Source organism: Streptomyces sp. NPDC051578 (assembly GCF_044454045.1).
Classification (GTDB): domain Bacteria; phylum Actinomycetota; class Actinomycetes; order Streptomycetales; family Streptomycetaceae; genus Streptomyces.
In genome coordinates this window covers 70,654-88,716 of the sequence record NZ_JBITDH010000010.1, presented here as the reverse complement: position 1 = coordinate 88,716, position 18,063 = coordinate 70,654, and the positions used below count along the sequence as shown (strand labels likewise).

Here is an 18,063-nt window from a genome sequence, read left to right as displayed (position 1 = left end):
TCGATCGCACCTGCTCCGCCCCCGTCGCCCCGACGCGCCGGGGGCGGAGCCGTGTCCGGCTCGCACCGGACTCGACTCCCGACCGATTGGTCGGTCGTTACGTCATCGTAATCTGCGCGTACCTAGCGGTAACATCCGGGCGCGTGTCACCTTTCCGATGCCACCGGCGCCGGCGGTAACCCCCACTTCCAAGCCACGTCACGCCAGTTGCCCCTGGCGTCCGCGTGGCCGACCGCAGGAGTTCCGCAGTGATCGGATTCCGCAACGTCAGCAAGGACCGGGCCCGCAGTCGCGTGCGACGACTGGCCGTCGCAGGGATGGCCCTGCCGCTCGCCGTCACGGCACTGGTGGGCGGCGGCGCCGGCCCGGCCGCGGCGAGCCCCGGGAAGGGGCCCACCGCGGTGGTGTCCATGGGTGACAGCTACATCTCCGGCGAGGCCGGCCGCTGGAAGGGCAACAGCCTGACCAACAGCGGCAGTCGCACCGGTACGGACCGGGCCTGGACGAGCGGCAGTTCGTACGACCCGGCGAAGGTGTACGGAACCACGGCCGGCGGTTGCGACCGCTCGGACACGGCCGAGGTGCTGAGCGCGGGCGCGGTGGCCGACGTCGCCGTGAACCTCGCCTGCTCGGGGGCCGTCTCCGACAACGTCTTCCGGGCGTCCAACGGCGGGGTGCCCTTCAAGGGCGAGGCACCGCAGGCGGACCAGCTCGCGGCGGTGGCCGCGGCCGACGACGTCAAGGTGATCGCGCTGTCCATCGGCGGGAACGACCTCGGCTTCGCCGGCATCATCGAGGAGTGCGCGTACGACTTCGTCCTCTGGAACTCCTACTGCTACGACGACCAGCAGGCGGCCGTGGACCAGAAGATCAGCGGGGTCATGGCCAAGGTCGGCAAGTCGGTCGACGAGATACGGGCCGTGATGCGGGGGGCCGGCTACGCGGACTCCTCCTACCGGATCGTGCTCCAGTCCTACCCCTCGCCGATCCCGCGCGGCGCGGAGAACCGGTACACCCAGAGCGACTGGAGCCGGCTCAACACCGGCGGCTGCCCGTTCTGGAACCGGGACTCGGACTGGGCGCGGGACTCGCTCGTGCCCCAGATCGCGAACGGCATCAAGACGGTCGCCGCGGCCAAGGGCGTGCAGTTCCTGGACCTGCGGGACATGCTCCAGGGGCGCGAGGTGTGCGCCACGGCGAGCAAGCAGGTGACGACGGCGGCGCCGGCGTCGGCGAAGACGAGCGAGTGGGCGCGCTGGATCGACAACAACCAGTCGCAGGGCCTGATCCAGGAGTCCATGCACCCGAACTACTTCGGCCAGCTGGCCGTCGGGCGCTGCCTCGCCCTCGCGGTGGCCCAGCCCGCGAACTCCTCCTCGGGCTGCAAGAACACCCCTGGGGGCGACCAGAGCGGTATGTACCTGACCCCCGCTTCCTGACCACCACCCCCTGACCTCCGCCTCCTGATCGAGCGTCAGGCAACGGTCCGCCGACCCGGTCCCCGGGTGCGGCGGACCGTTCCGTCCGTGATCGGGATACTGGATCCATGGACAGGACAACGGCTTCTTGGCGCAACACGACGCACGACTGGGCGAGCACCGTGGACACCGGTCACCTCGCCCTCATCCGCAGTGACCCGGCCGGTTTCGCTCCCGGCGGCCTTCGGCACCTGGTCCTGGAGGTCATCGCGTACGCGGCCGACGAGGCCGAGTCCCGGGGAGGCGCCGGGCGTTGCGCCGTCACCTTCCACGAGGACGGCTCGGTGTCCGTCGCCGACGACGGGCGGGGCACCGACACCCGGCTCGACGCGGACGGCCGGCCCGTGAAGAAGCCGGTCATGGCGACGAAGGACCTGCGGTTCTTCGACCACCCCGGGGCGCAGCTGCTGCCGGACGGGCAGCCGCGCCGGGGCATGTCGGTCGTCTCGGCGCTCAGCGAATGGCTCGTGCACACCAATCGCCGGGCGGGCGGGGCCTGGACGCAGCGGTACGAGCACGGTGTTCCCGCCACCGGTCTGAACCCGATCGCCGGCGACGGGACGACCGGGACGACCGTCCACTTCCGCCCCGGCGACGGGGTCCCGCGGGCGTCGGACGAGGGAACGGTCAGCGAGCTGGCCCGTCTCGTCACGGCATGGCCGTACCTGTCCGTCGACTTCGCCGATCGGCGGAGCGGCTGACTCCCGCCAGCGCCCGCGCGAAGGCCGCCCGGCAGCGGAGCCAGTCCGGATCGGGCGTGCCCGTACCCAGCACCAGCAGCTTGGGCAGCAGGTCCGCCGAGAAGGACCGGGCCGCCTCCGCAGGCACCAGGGACGGCAGGTTGTCGATGGCGATCACGTCCAGCGGGCGGGGGCCCGCGCGCAGCCTGCGCACCGGGACCGCCCAGTCGGTGAGCCGGTCGTAGACGGGCAGCAGGTGCAGCGGGGAACCGGTGTCGCAGGTGATGTCGGCGATTACCGTCAGCCGCCGTTCCCGATCCGGGTCCAGGTCGGCCGGGGTGAGGAACGGCGGTACGGGGCGGGTGGTGAGGACCGCGTTGACCAGGATGTCGTGTCCGAGCAGGGCGGCCCGGTCCAGCCGTGCGGTGTCGCTCCGGTCCCATCGGGTCACCGGTATCCCGGCGGCCGTCAGGGCGTCACAGGCGCCGCGTGCGCTGCGGCCGTGGCCCCCGATGACGAGGGCCCGTAACTCCCCGGCCGTGGAGGAGGCGGCCCGCGAGGTCCGTAATCGCGCGTCGAGTTCCTCGCGCGGGAGGGGGACCAGCGGGGCGGCGAGCCGGCCCCGGGCGTGCAGGACGGCGAGGGCGGCGCCCGCGTACCCGGCCCAGTAGCCGAAGGCCGCGAGCCTGCGCCCCTGCGCGTCGGCCAGGTACTCCAGGTCGAGCAGGGTCCCGCCGCCGGCGGCGAACCGCCGCAGCAGCGCGGGGGCGTCCTCCTGGCCCTTGTAGGCGTGCCCGAAGTAGACGTGCCTGTGCCGTAAACGCTCCGGGACGGGCGGGAGTTCCTTCAAGCCGAGGACGAAGGCGGATCGGGGCGCGGAGACGGCCCACGCGCCGGCCGGCGCGGTCCGGCAGCCCGCTTCCTCGTAGTCGGTGAGCGGGAAGACCCGGTGTGCGGACTCCTCCACGGTGATCCGTACACCCTGCCGTACGAGCTTCTCGGCATCCTGCGGGGTGAGGGGGGCTCGGCGTTCGGTGGGCCGTGTCTCGGTGCGCATCCACAACTGCGGTGACTCTGCCATCGGCGGTACCACCTGTCTGCTCAAGGACGCCCTCGGGACGTCCGCGTGCACCATGTGACCGGGCCTCAGGATCAGTTCGCCGCCGGAGTTCGGCAAGGAGTACGACAGGGCGAGCGGGGGCTCAGAGTTCGGGCAGCAGGGCGCGCAGGGCGGTCCGCGCGCCCTGCGTGTACGCGTCCCGCAGGGCCTGCGGGTGCATCCGGTCACGCAGGATCCCGAGGGCGCGCGGCGCGCACGCGACGGCGGGGCGGATGCGGCGCGCCGCGCCCAGCAGGAGCGCGGCGCGTTCGTAGTGGCCCCGGGCGGCCTCCAGTTCGGCGAGCAGCTCAGCCGAGAAGGACTGTCCCAGCCGGTCGTCCAGGACGAGCTGGGTCTCCAGCGCGCGCAGCAGTTCGGTACGGGCCCGCACCGGCCGGCCCGCGCGGGACTCGGCGACGGCCCGGGCGTACCGCTCCCAGGAGCGGGCCCACGCGTCGGCGCCCCGGGCGGGCGGTGCGCTCGCCTCCTCCGCCGCCTCCTCCGCCGCCGCCTCCGCCGCCGCCTCCGCCGCCTCCTTCTCCTTTTCCTTTTCCTTTTCCTTTTCCTTTTCCTCCGGCGGTGTGCCCGCGGGGCCGGTATGGGCGAGGGCCAGCGTCCGGGCGGCCCGGAGCACCTGCCGACCGGGCCCGAACCCGCACTCGGCGGGCAGCAGTTCCAGTGCCTCGGCGTACTCGGCGGCGGCGTCCTCGTACCGCTCTTCCCACAGCGCCACCGTTCCGCGCACATGGGCGAGGTAGGCCAGGCAGGCGTCCTCGCCCTCCTGTACGGCGGTGCTCCAGGCCTCCACCAGCAGTGGGTCCGAGGTGTCCGCCTCCCCGGACCCCGCGACCAGCCAGGCCGCCAGCCACAGGGCCCGGGCGGGCCGGGGCGCGGGGTGCAGGGCCAGGGCCCGTTCCAGATGGCGTCGGCCCTCCGCCGCCAGTCCGCAGGCCGACCACAGGAACCACAGGTCAACGGCGATCTCCAGCGCGGCCCCCGGGCCCGCGGCGGACAGTGGGTTCATCGCGACGCGCAGGTCGGGGAGTTCCCGCAGGGCCAGCTCACGCGCCTGCGTCTGCGCCCCCTCGCGCCACAGCCCGGCGGCCTCCCGGGCCAGCCCGCGCCAGCGCCCGTGGTGGCGCAGGGCGGCGGTGTGCCCGTCCCCGTCGGGGCGGTGCGCGAGCCGCCGGGCGGCGTACACGCGCACCGAGAGCGGCAGCCGGTACCGGCCCGGGTGCTCGCCGTCGGCCAGCAGGGCGGGGGCCAGCCGGGCCAATGCCCGGGCGGCGGTGTCGGGGGTGAGTTCGCCGAAGCCGCAGACCTCGGCGACGGCGGCCGTGTCGAAGGAGCCGGCGAAGACGGAGAGCCGCTCCCACAGAAGCCGCTCGGTGGGCGAGGAGAGCCGCAGGGAGCGCTCGGCGTCGACCAGGGTGGCCCGGCCCGCGCCGCCCGCCAGGAAGGTCAGGGGTTCTGCGGCCAGCCGCTTCAACGCCTGGAGGGGCGCGTACTGGTGTGCGCGCCCCGCCGCGAGCTCCAGCGCGCCGGCGATTCCGTCCAGGGCACGGCACAGCGCGGCGACGGCCGCGGCGTTGTGATCGGTCAGCTCGAAGAAGGGGTCGGCGCCGCGCGCCCGGTCCTCGTACAGACGTACCGCCGCGAAACCGGCGATCCGGTCGACGGGGAGCGGTGCGACGGGGTCGGGCGGCGCGGGCGGGGACGACAGCGGCAGTACGGCGAGTTCCGCTTCCCCGGGCAGCGCGAGCCGGCGCTGCGAGGTGACCAGCACGCGCACCCGGGGCAGCCAGCGCAGCAGGTTCTCCACCACAGGGGCGGCGGCTTCACCGAGCTGTTCGCACCCGTCGAGCACCAGCAGTACCTCGCGCCCCGCGAGCCCGTGGAGCAGCCGGTGCTCCAGCACCACGCGGCGGAAGCCCGGCAGGGTGGAGACGTCCACCCAGACGGTGTCGAGGCCGTCGGCGCCGGTGACGGTGCGGACCGCGCGGACGGCGAGCCGGGTCTTGCCGACGCCCGCCGGGCCGGTCAGGGTGACCAGGCGTTCGGTGGCGAGCAGCGAGGCGACGCGGGCCAGCTCCCGGCGGCGGCCGACGAAGCTCGACAGCTCGGCGGGGACCGCCTGACCGATGTCCGCAACGGGATCCCCCACACGCCCTCCCGCGATGGCCCGAGCCGCGCACAACCGGCTGATTCACCGATTGGCGACACAAAGAGAGATGATCGGCCGAAAGCCGGGTTGACAGGCCGCTGACCGGGAGATCCACCAAGGGGAGGACATGAATTCGGCCGTTTCCGCCGTGGACGACACCGACCGGGCGCTCGTCCACGCACTCCAGCTCGCACCCCGTGCGAGCTGGGAGCGACTGGCGCCGGTGCTCGGCGCGCGCCCGGACACCCTCGCGCGCCGCTGGGAGCGGCTGACCGGCGCCGGGGAGGCCTGGATATCGGGGCTCGGACTGCGTACGGGTACCAAGGCGCCCTGCATGGCGTGGGTGGAGGTGATGTGCGACGCGGGGGCCTCCCCGGCCGTGGGCGCGACCTTGGTGTCCGATCCGCACTCCCTGGGGCTGGAGCACACCACCGGCGGCCGGGACCTGCTGGCCTTCGTGGCCGTGCCGGACCTCCACGCCCTGTACCGGTACCTGTCCTTCCGGGTGCAGCGCATCCCGGGCGTGGTCGGCACCCGCTCGTCGATGGTGACGGCGGTGCACTACGCCCCCGACCGGTGGCGCCTGGACCAGCTGACGCCGGCGCAGATCGGTTCGCTGACCGGGGGGAGCCGGCGCTCCTCGGCGCCGGGCGCGCCGGCGCCGGCCGTCGCAGCCATGACGGAGGAGGACCGGCCGCTTGCCCTGGCGCTGGCCGCGGACGCCCGGCGCAGTGTGGCCTCGCTGGCGCGGGAGTGCGGGATGAGCGAGTCGACCGTACGGCGGCGGCTGAGCCGGCTGGAGACGGGACAGAGCCTGCGCTACAGCTGCGCGATGGCGTCGGGGCTGTCGGGGTGGCCGGTGGCGGCGACGCTGTGGGCGGAGGTACCGGAGTACGAGGTGGCCGAGTCCGCCGCGGCCGCCATGGGGCTGCGCGAGACGCGGACCTGCATGTCCGTCAGCGGACGCTGGAACTTCATGATCAGCGCGCGGCTGCGCACCGTCGAAGGGCTGTCCCGCTACACCTCGGAGCTGTCCCGGCGGCTGCCGGGGATGCGGATCACGGACTCGGCGGTGGCGCTGCACGTCCGCAAGTCGGAGGCGCAGGTACTGGACGAGCGGGGCCGGCGCACCCGGACGGTCACCCCCGACATCTGGGCGGAACTGCTCCCACCGCAGGACGCGGACGGCCCCGCCTGACAGCACGGGGCCGGGGCACCGCGTGCGGCGGTGCGGACGCCACACCCGCAGTGGGTGGCGTCCTACCCGCGCATGCGGTGCCCCGGCCCGCGGCCTCGGCCGTGCCGGCCCGCCGTCAGTGCACGAACGCCGGCTCCGGGGCCGTCTCCCCGGCCGGTTCCTTCTTGGCACCGAGGTGGTTGAAGGCCAGGTTCAGCACGATCGCCACCACACAGCCCGTGCTGATGCCCGAATCGAGGACGACCAGCATGTCCTTCGGGAAGGCGTGGTAGAAGCCGGGGGCCGCGATGGGGATCAGGCCGATGCCGACCGAGGCCGCGACGATCAGCGCGTTCTCGCCCTTCTCCATGGCCGCGCCGGCCAGGGTCTGGATGCCGCTGGCGGCGACGGAGCCGAACAGGACGATGCCCGCGCCGCCGAGTACCGGCAGCGGGACCACGCCGATGACGGAGGCCGCCATCGGGCACAGGCCCAGCAGGATCAGGATCGCGCCGCCGGCCGCGACCACGAACCGGCTGCGCACCTTGGTCATCGCGACGAGACCGATGTTCTGCGCGAAGGCGCTGCACATGAAGCCGTTGAACAGCGGGCTGAGCGCGCTGCCGAGGGTGTCGGCGCGCAGTCCGCCCTCGATGGTCCTGGCGTCCGCGGGCCGGCCCACGATCCTGCCGAGGGCCAGGATGTCGGCCGTGGACTCCGTCATGCAGACGAGCATCACGATGCACATGGAGATGATGGCGGCGACCTGGAACTGCGGGGCGCCGAAGTGGAACGGCGTGGGGAAGCCGACGATGTCCGCGTTGCGGACGGCGTCGAAGCTGACCATGTTCAGCGGTATCGCGATCAGCGTGCCGGCGACCAGGCCGAGCAGGATGGATATCTGCTGGAGGAACCCGCGCAGGAACTTGCGCATCACCAGCACGATCACCAGGGTGAGGGCGGCCATGCCGATGTTCTTCATCGAGCCGTAGTCGGTGGCGGTGCGGTTGCCGCCCTGCGACCAGTTGAAGGCCACGGGGAGCAGCGAGACGCCGATCAGGGTGATGACCGTACCGGTGACGACGGGTGGGAAGAAGCGGACGAGCTTCCCGAAGTAGGGCGCGGCGAGGAAGCCGACGAGTCCGGCGACGATGATCGCGCCGAAGATGACGGGGATGGCGTCCGCGCCCTCGCCCTTGCCGATGGCGATCATCGGGGTGACTCCGGCGAAGGAGACGCCGTTGACGAAGGGGAGTTTGGCGCCGATCTTCCAGAAACCGAGGGTCTGGAGGAGGGTGGCGAGTCCTGCGGTGAAGAGCGAGGCGCCCATCAGGAAGGCGGTCTCGGTGGCGGAGAGGCCGACGGCAGGGCCGACGATCATCGGCGGAGCGACGACACCCGCGTACATGGCGGCCACGTGCTGCAGACCGCTCGTGAACATTTTCAGCGGGGGCAGCGTCTCGTCGACCGGGTGCTTCTCCTCCGGTACTACGACTGCATCTTTGCGGAACCTGGGCGTAGCTGCCACGGCTTCCTCCGGTCGGTTAAACACGTCGGCAGGGACATGGGTGTCAGGGAGGTGGTGCGAAAGCGGTGCGAGTCGAGCCTGTGTTCAGTTGTGGTGGTGCACGGTGTTGCGGTGGAAGGGGGGTGCGGTGGAACGGGGGGTGCGGTGGAACGGGGGGTGCGGTGGAACGGGGGTGCGGTGGTACGGAGGCGTGCCGGGGGTTGCGGGGGTTCTGTCCTGCCCCTGACAGGTACGGAAACGATTCGCCCGAGTCGTTCCCAGGTAGGGCTGTGCTGTGGCGCGGGCGCGGAGGCGGGTGGTTCCAGCGCGGTACGTCGTCACGGGTCACCGTGCCCGGGAGCGCCTTCGGAATGGTCCTCGGGCGCTTCCCGGGAACGGCTGCCGCGGACCCCGCTCGGGTCCGCGGCCCCCGGCCGGGGGCCGTCCCCCCCTGCCGGACTCTGGGGGTACCCGCCGGCGGTGGCCGGAGGGGGTACCGACATCGGTGGCCGGGTGGATCAGGCCTGGGCGCAGATGCGCGCCAGGCGCTGGGCCTCTTCCCGCGTGGACACGGCGATCGCGTCCTCGTCGGCGAAGAGGAGTCGGTTGTCCTCGACGATCTGCTCGCCGTTGACCAGCGAGAGGGTCACCGGGGCGGCCGCGCCGAACACGAGCGCGATGACCGGGTCGGCGATGGAGGAGTGGGCCAGCGTGCTCAGGTTCCACATCACCAGGTCGGCGAGCTTGCCGGCCTCCAGCGAACCGATGCTGTCGGCGCGGCCGAGGACCTGCGCGCCCCCGTACGTACCCAGGCGCAGGGCCTGGCGGGCGTTCAGGGCCCGCTCGCGGTGCACCGGGTTCAGGCGGTTGATGAGCAGCGCGTTGCGCAGCTCGGTGTGGAGCTCGCCCGACTCGTTGGAGGCGGTGCCGTCCACGCCGAGGCCGACGGGGACCCCGGCGGCGAGCATGTCCGGGACGCGGGCGATGCCGGCGGCCAGGCGGGCGTTGGAGGACGGGCAGTGCGCGACACCGGTCTTCGTGCGGGCGAACGCGGCGATGTCGGAGTCGTTCATGTGGACGCTGTGCGCCATCCACACGTCCTCGCCGAGCCAGCCGGTCGACTCGAAGTAGTCGGTCGGGCCCATGCCGAACAGTTCCTTGCAGAACTGCTCCTCCTCGACGGTCTCACTGCCGTGGGTGTGCATGCGCACGCCCAGGCGGCGGGCCAGCTCGGCGCCCTGCTTGAGGAGTTCGGTGGAGACCGAGAAGGGGGAGCACGGCGCCACGGCGACCTGGGTCATCGCGTCGAAGGAGTGGTCGTGGTGCTTCTTGACGGTCGCCTCGGTGTCGGCGAGCGCGCCTTCGAGGGTCTCTACGGCGTGGTCCGGGGGCAGGCCGCCGTCCTTCACGCTGCGGTCCATGGAGCCGCGGGCGAGGGTGAAGCGGACGCCCATCTCGGAGGCGGCGCGGATGATCGCGCCGGAGAGGTCGCCGGAGCCCTTGGGGAAGACGTAGTGGTGGTCCATGGCGGTGGTGACGCCGCCCTTGGCCATCATCGCCAGGGAGCCCTGGGCGGCCGTGTAGGCCATCTGCTCGTCGATGCGCGCCCAGGTCGGGTACAGCGCGACGAGCCAGTCGAAGAGGTTGTGGTCGGTGGCCAGACCACGCGTGATCCACTGGTAGAAGTGGTGGTGCGTGTTGACCAGACCGGGGGTCACGAGGTGCCCGCTGCCATCGATCCGGCGAACGACGTCGTCGAGGTTCTCGGGGGCCTTGCCCGCGCCGATGGACTCGATCCTGTTGCCGGCGACGACGATGTGACCCGAGGCGTACTCGGTGTCGTGGGCGTCGACGGTCGCGATCGCACAGTTCTCGATGACGATGCGCTCGACGGCGCTGCCAGGGGCTGCCGATGCTGCCATGGGACTTCCTCGTGCTTTCAGTGGCGGTGCGGGCACGGCAAGGCCCTGGGGGTTGAGTGCCGGAGCCGGGGGCCTTGACAGCTGACAGTACTGCCGCCCCCCTGGGGGCGTCCGGGTGCCGATTCGGGAAGTTGTGGAGTTTTCGCGCCGTCCCGGGGCCACTGCGGAGCCCCGGGACGCGCGTCCCGCATCAGAGGTTGGTCATGTCCACAGGAATACGGGCGTCGACGCCGTCGCGGAGGACCGTCGCCTCGATCAGACCGTACGGCCGGTCCGCGGCGAAGTAGACCTCATTGTCGTTCTTGAGGCCGAAGGGCTCCAGGTCGACGAGGAAGTGGTGCTTGTTCGGGAGCGAGAAGCGGACCTCGTCGATCTCCGAACGGTGGTTGATGATGCGCGAACCCATCTGGTACAGGGTCTGCTGGAGCGACAGGGAGTAGGTCTCCGCGAAGGCCTCGAGCATGTGCTTGCGGGTCTCGGCGTAGGACTTCTCCCAGTTCGGCATCCGCTGCTCGTCGTCCGACCAGTTGAAGCGCCAGCGGGCCGACACCTGGGTGGCCAGGATGCGGTCGTAGGCCTCCTTCAAGGTCGTGTACTTGTCCTTCACGTAACCCCAGAACTCCGAGTTCGTGGAGTTCATGACGACGAGGTCCTTGAGGCCGGAGATGACCTCCCAGTTCGTGCCGTCGTAGGTGACCTGGGTGACCCGGGTCTCCTGGCCCTTGCGCACGAAGGAGTGCTTCACCTCGTCCGACCCGATGAACTTCGAGTTGGCCTCGGAGGTGGGGATCCGGTCCCAGGCGTACTCCTCGATCCGGATGCGCGCACGCTGGATCGGCTCCTGGCTGTTGACGAACCAGCGCGCCAGGTGGATGCCGAACTGCTCGGCGGACTCGATGCCGTGCTCCTTGGCGAACGCGTACACCGTGTTCTTGGTGGTGTCCGTCGGGAGGCAGTTGGCGTTCGAGCCGGAGTAGTGGACGTCGTCCATGTCGCCGGAGAGGGCGACCGAGACGTTCAGGTCCTTGATGTGGTGGGTGTCGCCGTCCCGCGTGATCTTGACTACGCGGTTCTCTGCTTTGCCGTACTGGTTCTGGCCGAGAATCGTGGGCATGTCTGCTAGCTCCCTCGGTAAACGGAGTAGCCGAACGGGTTGAGCAGCAGCGGTACGTGGTAATGCTCGCCCGGGTTCACCGCGAAGGTGATGGTGACCTCGGGGAAGAACGCACCGCTGTCCCTTACGCGGGGGGCGTCCTGCTGCGCCTCGGCTTGCTTGTTGGAACGGTCTTTTTCAGCGAAGTACGTCTCGGTCTCGAAGTCGAGACGCACGTGGGTGGTGCCCTCCGGCAGGGCCGGGAGGTCCTTGCAGCGGCCGTCCGCGTCGGTGGCGGAGCCGCCCAGGGCCGCCCACTCCCCGTCCAGGCCCGCACGGGCCGACAGGGAGATGGCGACGCCCTCGGCGGGGCGGCCGATGCTGGTGTCCAGGATGTGCGTGGACACCGAAGCAGTCGTGTCAGTGCTCATGCGCTCTCTTCCTCCACGAGCCGGGTCAGACGGATCCGGTTGATCTTCACGAGCTCGCCGCGGGCGATCTCCCGCTCCTGCTCCGGCGAGTTCCCGATCCGTACCTTGACCGCGTCCCGCATGAACTCACCGGTGGCACCGGTGGCGCAGATGAGGAAGACGTGCCCGAACTTCTCCTGGTACGCCAGGTTCAGTTCGAGGAGCTCGTTGCGGAGCTCCTCCGAGGCGCCGGCCATGCCGCGCTGCTCGCGGGCGGAGGTCGGGTCTCCCGGCTTCGGGCGGCCGATCGGCGCGTGTCCCGCCATCGCCTCGGCCAGGTCCTCGGCGGTGAGCTCCGCCATGGCGGACTCGTTGGCCGAGAAGAGAGCCTCGACGGTGGGGAAGGGGCGCTGGGCGAGCAGCTTGCTCCCCCATGCCGAACTGGCACACACCTCGTGCAGCACGGCCGTGGCCGCGCTGTCGTCCAAGGCGTTGAACCGGGTGAGACCCGGGGTCGGACTCGAAGTCACGGTAGGCCTCCGTGGCCTGTTGTTGCTTTTGACGGGCTGCGCATAGCTAACGCCCTCCACAACACGCCGTCAACACTTTGTTGAAACTTCCCCTACACAAAAGCCGCCGCCCGGGTGAATCGGGGCGGCGGCTCGTCACTGCGGGTCAGCGTGCGTTCACTGTTGGCTGCCCTGCTTCCCCGCCCCCTCGGCGGGGGCGGAACCCTCGGCGGGGGCGGAACCCTCGGCGGAGGGGGAACCCTTGGCCGGGGCGGAACCCTTGGCGGGGCTGGAGTCCCTGTTCAGGTAGTTGTAGACGGTGAAGCGGCTCACACCCAGGGCGCTCGCGACCGTCTCGACACCGTGCCGCACGGAGAAGGCACCGCGCGCCTCCAGTATGCGCACCACGTCCTGCTTGGACTTCCGGTCGAGCTGCGCCAACGGTACGCCGTGCCGGCGCTCCAGCGCGGCCAGGATGTGGTCCAGCGAGTCGGAGAGCTGGGGCAGGCGCACGGCGAGCAGCTCCCGGCCCTCCCAGCTGAGCACGACGTCGTCGGGCTGCGCCTGGGCCGGGTCCATCAGCTCGCCGCCCATCGCGTCCACCAGCGGTTTGACCGCGGCGACGAACGGGTGGTCACGGGGCTCGGTCATGGGGTGGTGTCCTCCGCGATCACGTTGACCTGGAGCGACACGCGCGTGGCCCCGGCCTCCAGCGCATTGCGCAGCAGCGCGGCCACGGCCGTCAGCACCTCGTCCGACCCGCCTTCGGCGGTGTTGCCGAACGGGCCGACGTCCACCGCGTCGAGCCGGGCCTTCTGGATGACCTCGCGCGCGGCCACGGCGTGGTCGGGGGCCTCTTCGAGATCGAAGGGCTCGGTCGTGAACTCCACTCTCAATCGCACGCGGGCCAAGCTACCCCGCAGCTGGGACTTTTCGGCAGTGCGCACTTGACAGCCACGCGAACCTCGATGCAGTCTTCCATCAAGCAGAAACTAACTTCCGCAATACGGAAGGAGCGCACACCCCTCATGGGATACACGGACCAGCGCTTCGATGTGAACCTTTCGATCCTCTTCACGGAACTCCCGCTCCTGGAGCGTCCCGCGGCTGCCGCCGCGGCCGGCTTCACGGCGGTCGAGCTGTGGTGGCCCTGGATCGAGACCCCCACTCCCGCCCAGGCGGAGCTCGACGCCCTCAAGAAGGCTCTTGAGGACGCGGGCACCCAGCTGGTGGGCCTGAACTTCTACGCCGGCCAGTTGCCGGGCCCGGACCGCGGCGCGGTCTCGGTCCCCGGCGAGGAGTCGGACCGCTTCAACGCCAACATCAACGTGGCCGCCGACTTCGCGGCCTCGGTCGGCTGCAAGGCGCTGAACGCCCTCTACGGCAATCGGGTCGAGGGCGTGGACCCCGCGGTCCAGGACGAGCTCGCGCTCAAGAACCTGGTCACGGCCGCCAAGGCCGCGGACCGGGTGGGCGCCGTCCTCCTGATCGAGACCCTCAACAAGCCCGAGTCACCGCTCTACCCGCTGGTGAGCGCCCCGGCCGCCATCGAGGTAGTGGACAAGGTGAACGAGGCCACCGGCCTCGGCAACGCCAAGTTCCTGCTCGACCTGTACCACCTGGCGATGAACGACGAGGACCTCGGCGAGGTCATCGAAAAGTACGCCGCCAAGACCGGGCACGTCCAGATCGCCGACAAGCCGGGCCGCGGGGCTCCGGGGACCGGCGAGCTGCCCCTCGAAGAGCTGCTCGACCAGCTCAAGAAGGCCGGGTACGAGGGCTACGTAGGCCTGGAGTACAAGGCGGCGGACGCCGCCGCGTCCTTCGCGTGGCTGCCGGCCGAGGCCCGCGCCGCCAAGTAGGCGGACGAAGTCCGGGCGATCAGCCAGGCACCTCCCGCACTTTTCGTACGAAGCATTGAAGAGAAGGACCCCCCATCATGAGCACCTCCACCGCGCTTCCGTCGATCGCCTGGATCGGACTCGGCATCATGGGCTCCCCCATGTCCGAGAACCTCATCAAGGCCGGCTACCAGGTCACCGGCTTCACGCTGGAGCAGGACAAGCTGGAGCGCCTGGCCGCCGCCGGCGGCACCGCGGCCGGCTCGATCGCCGAGGCCGTCAAGGACGCCGACGTGATCATCACGATGGTGCCCGCCTCCCCGCAGGTCGAGGCCATCAACTACGGCCCCGAGGGCATCCTCGCCAACGCCAAGTCCGGTGCGCTGATCATCGACATGTCGTCGATCACCCCGCAGACCTCGGTCGACCTCGCGAAGAACGCCGCCGAGAAGGGCATCCGCGTCATCGACGCCCCGGTGTCCGGCGGCGAGGCCGGCGCCATCGAGGCCGTCCTGTCGATCATGGTGGGTGGCGAGCAGGCCGACTTCGACGCGGCCCTGCCGATCCTGGAGGCGCTCGGCAAGACCATCGTCCTGTGCGGGCCGCACGGTTCCGGCCAGACGGTGAAGGCCGCCAACCAGCTCATCGTCGCGGTGAACATCCAGGCGTGCGCCGAGGCCGTCGTCTTCCTCGAGAAGTCGGGCGTGAACCTCCAGGCCGCCCTGGACGTCCTCAACGGCGGTCTGGCCGGCTCCACGGTCCTGACCCGCAAGAAGGACAACTTCCTCAACCGCGACTTCAAGCCCGGTTTCCGGATCGACCTGCACCACAAGGACATGGGCATCGTCACCGACGCCGCCCGCAACGTCGGTGCGGCCCTCCCGGTCGGCGCGGTCGTCGCCCAGCTGGTCGCCTCGCTGCGCGCCCAGGGCGACGGCGGGCTCGACCACTCGGCCCTACTCCGCGCGGTCGAGCGCCTCTCCGGCGCCCAGGTCTGATCCCGGACCTGGCCCCTCCCCTCGGGGAGTCCTGAGTTTCGGACGGTGCCGGTGCTGACACCTGTCCTGTCGCGCCCAGGCGCCGGCACCGTCCGGATCACCTCCACACTCTTTCTTTCAACAAACTGTTGACGTCGTGTTCACGCCGAAATTAGGCTGTTCCGCATGACGGAAGACGCCTTCCGTCTCAGCAGTTACCCGTACGGAAGGTCACCATGTCGAAGCGCACGCTGACGACCGAGTCCGGCGCCCCGGTCGCCGACAACCAGAACTCCGCCACCGCCGGCGTCGGTGGCCCGCTCCTGATCCAGGACCAGCAGCTCCTCGAGAAGCTCGCCCGCTTCAACCGTGAGCGCATCCCGGAGCGCGTGGTGCACGCCCGCGGATCGGCCGCGTACGGCTACTTCGAGGTGACCGACGACGTCACCGCGTACACCAGCGCCGCCTTCCTGAACACGGTAGGCAAGAAGACCGAGACCTTCCTGCGGTTCTCCACCGTCGCCGACTCCCTCGGTGGCGCGGACGCCGTCCGCGACCCGCGTGGCTTCGCGCTCAAGTTCTACACCGAAGAGGGCAACTACGACCTCGTCGGCAACAACACCCCGGTGTTCTTCATCAAGGACCCGATCAAGTTCCCCGACTTCATCCACTCCCAGAAGCGCGACCCCTTCACGGGCAAGCAGGAGCCGGACAACGTCTGGGACTTCTGGGCGCACGCCCCCGAGGCGACGCACCAGATCACCTGGCTGATGGGTGACCGCGGCATCCCCGCCTCGTACCGTCACATGAACGGCTACGGCTCCCACACCTACCAGTGGACGAACGAGAACGGCGAGGCCTTCTTCGTCAAGTACCACTTCAAGACGAACCAGGGCATCCGCTGCCTGTCGTCCGAGCAGGCGGCCGAGCTCGTCGGCAAGGACGCCAACTCGCACCAGACGGACCTGCTCCAGGCCATCGAGCGCGGTGTGAACCCGAGCTGGACCCTCTACGTCCAGATCATGCCCGCCGCCGAGGCCGCGGACTACCGCTTCAACCCCTTCGACCTCACCAAGGTGTGGCCGCACGCCGACTACCCGCTCCAGCGGGTGGGCCGTCTGGTCCTCGACCGCAACCCGGACAACGTCTTCGCCGAGGTCGAGCAGTCCGCGTTCTCCCCGAACAACTTCGTTCCGGGCATCACCGCCTCGCCGGACAAGATGCTCCAGGGCCGCCTGTTCGCGTACGCCGACGCCCAGCGCTACCGCCTCGGCGTGAACCACACCGTGCTGCCGGTCAACGCCCCGAAGGCGACGAAGGCCGACAACTACGGCCGCGACGGCGTCATGGCGCTGCGCAACGGCTCGCGCCACGACAAGAACTACGAGCCCAACTCGTACCAGGGTCCGGCCGAGACCGGTCTCGCGCTCGGCGCCCCGAAGGCCGTCTCCGGCTACACGGGCACCCACGAGGCCCCGGCCCACACGAAGGACGACAACTTCTTCCAGGCCGGCGAGCTCTACCGGCTGATGTCGGAGGCCGAGAAGCAGCGTCTGGTGGCGAACATCGCCGGCGGCCTGTCGCAGGTCACCCTCGAAGACGTCATCGAGAAGAACCTGGCTCACTTCCACGCCGCGGACGCCGACTACGGCCGCCGCGTCGAGGAGGCCGTCCGCGCCCTGCGCGACGCCTGAGCCCCCAACTGTACCGGGGGCCTGACGGGAGGTCAGGCCCCGGGTGCTGAGCCCGAACCGCGTACCCGGATGAGGGGTGGTGCGCGGTGAGGGCGGACAGCGCCGGCCCCTGTGGCCGGCGCCGCGTGAGGACCGTGGCGAGCGTGCGAGCCAGTGCGGTGGTAATGGGTTCCGAGGCCCGTCTCTTGACCTGAGGGAGACGATGCCGGAGTTCTCGTCGCCCGCCCGCCACGGTCCCGGCAACTCGTGTACGGGGGCTGCGCACAGAGCCCCCCGTACACGAGCCCCGACCCCGCCCGGCGGCGCGAACGTCCTGTCGCGCCAGCCTCGCACCGTCGGGCGGTCACACCCAAAGCGCCGAGTCACGGACGGTCCCGTGACTCGGCGCTTTGTCATGCGCGGGTGACTTGCCCCTGCACGGGCGTACCGCTCACGCGCGGGCGTAGCGGGGAAGACGGACGGAGGCGGCCAGGGCGGCCAGGGCGGCCAGGAGGAGGGTCAGGGTCACGAGCGCCGTGGCGGACAGGGCGGTGGACGAGGAGCCGCCGTGGTTGGTGAAGGCCGTCCACACGGTGACCAGCAGCGCCACCCCCACCCCCGCCGGCCGGCTGCTGCACCGCGCCCAGGACCCCGGAGGCCGGGCCCACCTCGGGTTCGGACACCCCGGCCAGGGTGATGTCGAACAGCGGCGGGACCACCCGTCCCATGCCGAGGCGGGTGACCAGCGTGCCGGGCAACAGCCTCCGGCCATCCACCGCGCCGTCGGCGCAGGCGGCGAGCACCAGGAGCCCGAGGGCGGTCACGGTGATCCCGAGGGCCATGGGGGCGATGGCGTACCCCGCCCCTGCGGCGAGAGGCCGAGCGGGCCCTGGAGGAACAGGGAGAGCACCAGCATGAGGCCGGTGAACGAGGCGAAGAAGACGAGGGCGACCACGATCCCGCAGGTGTAGCCCCGGTTGGCCAGCAGGCCGGGCGCCATGAGCGGCGAGGGGCGCCGCCGCTGTATCCGTGCGAAGACCAGGAACCCGAGGGGTCCCGCGGCCGGCAGGAGGAGGGACCACAGCGGCCGGCCCAAATCGGGCCCCTGGACGAGCGGGAACACCACGGCAGCGGAGGCGGCGCCGGCCGGCAGCATGCTCGGGACGTCGAGCCGCAGCCCGGCGTCGGACTTGCCACGCGGGACCCGGCGCACGGCACCGGCCGACGCGAGGAGGCCGAGCGGCAGGTTGACCAGGAACACCAGGCGCCAGCCCGACCCGAACAGGTCCGCTCCGGCGAGCAACCCGCCCACCACGGGTCCGGCGACCGCGCACAGCCCCATGACCGGCCCGAAGAGACCGAAGGCCTCGGGCAGTTCCGCCTCGGGGAAGGTTTCCCTGATGATGCCGAAGCCCTGCGGCAGCAGCAGGGCCCCGAAGGCGCCCTGGAGGGCCTGGGCGGTGACCAGCGTGCCGGGGTCGGGTGCGAGGCGCACAGGCTGAGGCCGCTGTGATCCGGCGGCGCCGTTTCCGC

Annotated in this window: 16 protein-coding genes and 1 pseudogene; 6 read left to right on the top strand and 11 right to left on the bottom strand. The window is 71.1% G+C overall.

The genetic code is table 11. The features are described from left to right. Positions 1–248 precede the first annotated feature (248 nt). Both ACIA6C_RS29255 and ACIA6C_RS29250 read left to right on the top strand, forming a co-directional pair. Positions 249–1,439 (top strand): GDSL-type esterase/lipase family protein, encoded by a 1,191-nt coding sequence (locus ACIA6C_RS29255; protein WP_399280347.1) that lies wholly within the window; start codon positions 249–251, stop codon positions 1,437–1,439. A 107-nt stretch (positions 1,440–1,546) separates the two neighbouring features. Continuing rightward, positions 1,547–2,179, top strand: a complete 633-nt coding sequence (locus ACIA6C_RS29250) for an ATP-binding protein (RefSeq protein ID WP_399280345.1) — start codon at positions 1,547–1,549, stop codon at positions 2,177–2,179. On the opposite strand, the gene ACIA6C_RS29245 is transcribed toward ACIA6C_RS29250, so the two are convergent. Next, entirely contained in the window at positions 2,127–3,239 is a 1,113-nt protein-coding gene (locus tag ACIA6C_RS29245; protein ID WP_399280344.1) for a saccharopine dehydrogenase, read from the bottom strand. The two genes, ACIA6C_RS29250 and ACIA6C_RS29245, sit on opposite strands and share 53 nt — an antisense overlap. A gap of 121 nt (positions 3,240–3,360) precedes the next feature. Continuing rightward, on the bottom strand, positions 3,361–5,421 hold the full coding sequence (locus tag ACIA6C_RS29240; RefSeq protein ID WP_399280342.1) for an ATP-binding protein: 2,061 nt from the start codon (positions 5,419–5,421) through the stop codon (positions 3,361–3,363). Between the two features lie 127 nt (positions 5,422–5,548). Here ACIA6C_RS29240 and ACIA6C_RS29235 point away from each other — a divergent pair, with 127 nt between their 5' ends. Then, on the top strand, positions 5,549–6,619 hold the full coding sequence (locus ACIA6C_RS29235) for an Lrp/AsnC family transcriptional regulator (RefSeq protein WP_399280340.1): 1,071 nt from the start codon (positions 5,549–5,551) through the stop codon (positions 6,617–6,619). Positions 6,620–6,734: 115 nt separating this feature from the next. Here the strand turns inward: ACIA6C_RS29235 and ACIA6C_RS29230 are convergent, their stop codons facing one another. The 7 genes and pseudogenes from ACIA6C_RS29230 to ACIA6C_RS29200 form a co-directional block, all read right to left on the bottom strand. Further along, the gene (locus tag ACIA6C_RS29230; protein ID WP_361139069.1) at positions 6,735–8,126 is read right to left on the bottom strand and encodes a nucleobase:cation symporter-2 family protein; all 1,392 of its coding nucleotides are present in this window, start codon (positions 8,124–8,126) and stop codon (positions 6,735–6,737) included. A gap of 497 nt (positions 8,127–8,623) precedes the next feature. After that, positions 8,624–10,027 (bottom strand): 8-oxoguanine deaminase, encoded by a 1,404-nt coding sequence (locus ACIA6C_RS29225; RefSeq protein ID WP_399280337.1) that lies wholly within the window; start codon positions 10,025–10,027, stop codon positions 8,624–8,626. 190 nt (positions 10,028–10,217) lie between these two features. After that, positions 10,218–11,141, bottom strand: coding sequence for a factor-independent urate hydroxylase (pucL, locus tag ACIA6C_RS29220; protein WP_399280335.1), 924 nt, complete (start codon positions 11,139–11,141; stop codon positions 10,218–10,220). Between the two features lie 5 nt (positions 11,142–11,146). Beyond that, complete coding sequence (uraH, locus tag ACIA6C_RS29215) at positions 11,147–11,551, bottom strand: hydroxyisourate hydrolase (protein WP_399280333.1); 405 nt, start codon at positions 11,549–11,551, stop codon at positions 11,147–11,149. Continuing rightward, entirely contained in the window at positions 11,548–12,060 is a 513-nt protein-coding gene (uraD, locus tag ACIA6C_RS29210; protein ID WP_361139261.1) for a 2-oxo-4-hydroxy-4-carboxy-5-ureidoimidazoline decarboxylase, read from the bottom strand. Before uraD ends, uraH begins: the two co-directional genes overlap by 4 nt. A 252-nt stretch (positions 12,061–12,312) precedes the next feature. Then, a pseudogene (locus ACIA6C_RS29205) lies at positions 12,313–12,690 on the bottom strand (helix-turn-helix domain-containing protein); the annotation flags it as partial. Beyond that, positions 12,687–12,941, bottom strand: coding sequence for a hypothetical protein (locus tag ACIA6C_RS29200; RefSeq protein ID WP_399280331.1), 255 nt, complete (start codon positions 12,939–12,941; stop codon positions 12,687–12,689). The gene ACIA6C_RS29200 and the pseudogene ACIA6C_RS29205, both read right to left, overlap by 4 nt. A 126-nt stretch (positions 12,942–13,067) precedes the next feature. On the opposite strand from ACIA6C_RS29200, the gene ACIA6C_RS29195 reads away from it, so the two are divergent. From ACIA6C_RS29195 to ACIA6C_RS29185, 3 genes are all read left to right on the top strand, one after another. Further along, positions 13,068–13,901, top strand: a complete 834-nt coding sequence (locus ACIA6C_RS29195) for a TIM barrel protein (RefSeq protein WP_361139269.1) — start codon at positions 13,068–13,070, stop codon at positions 13,899–13,901. Between the two features lie 77 nt (positions 13,902–13,978). After that, entirely contained in the window at positions 13,979–14,878 is a 900-nt protein-coding gene (locus ACIA6C_RS29190; RefSeq protein WP_366083069.1) for a 2-hydroxy-3-oxopropionate reductase, read from the top strand. Between the two features lie 215 nt (positions 14,879–15,093). Beyond that, on the top strand, positions 15,094–16,551 hold the full coding sequence (locus tag ACIA6C_RS29185) for a catalase (protein WP_399280328.1): 1,458 nt from the start codon (positions 15,094–15,096) through the stop codon (positions 16,549–16,551). A 430-nt stretch (positions 16,552–16,981) separates the two neighbouring features. Here the strand turns inward: ACIA6C_RS29185 and ACIA6C_RS29180 are convergent, their stop codons facing one another. Beyond that, positions 16,982–17,140: a hypothetical protein gene (locus ACIA6C_RS29180; protein WP_399280327.1), complete on the bottom strand. Its 159-nt coding sequence runs from the start codon at positions 17,138–17,140 to the stop codon at positions 16,982–16,984. A 210-nt stretch (positions 17,141–17,350) separates the two neighbouring features. Beyond that, entirely contained in the window at positions 17,351–18,025 is a 675-nt protein-coding gene (locus ACIA6C_RS29175) for an MFS transporter (protein ID WP_399280325.1), read from the bottom strand. Between the last annotated feature and the right edge of the window lie 38 nt (positions 18,026–18,063).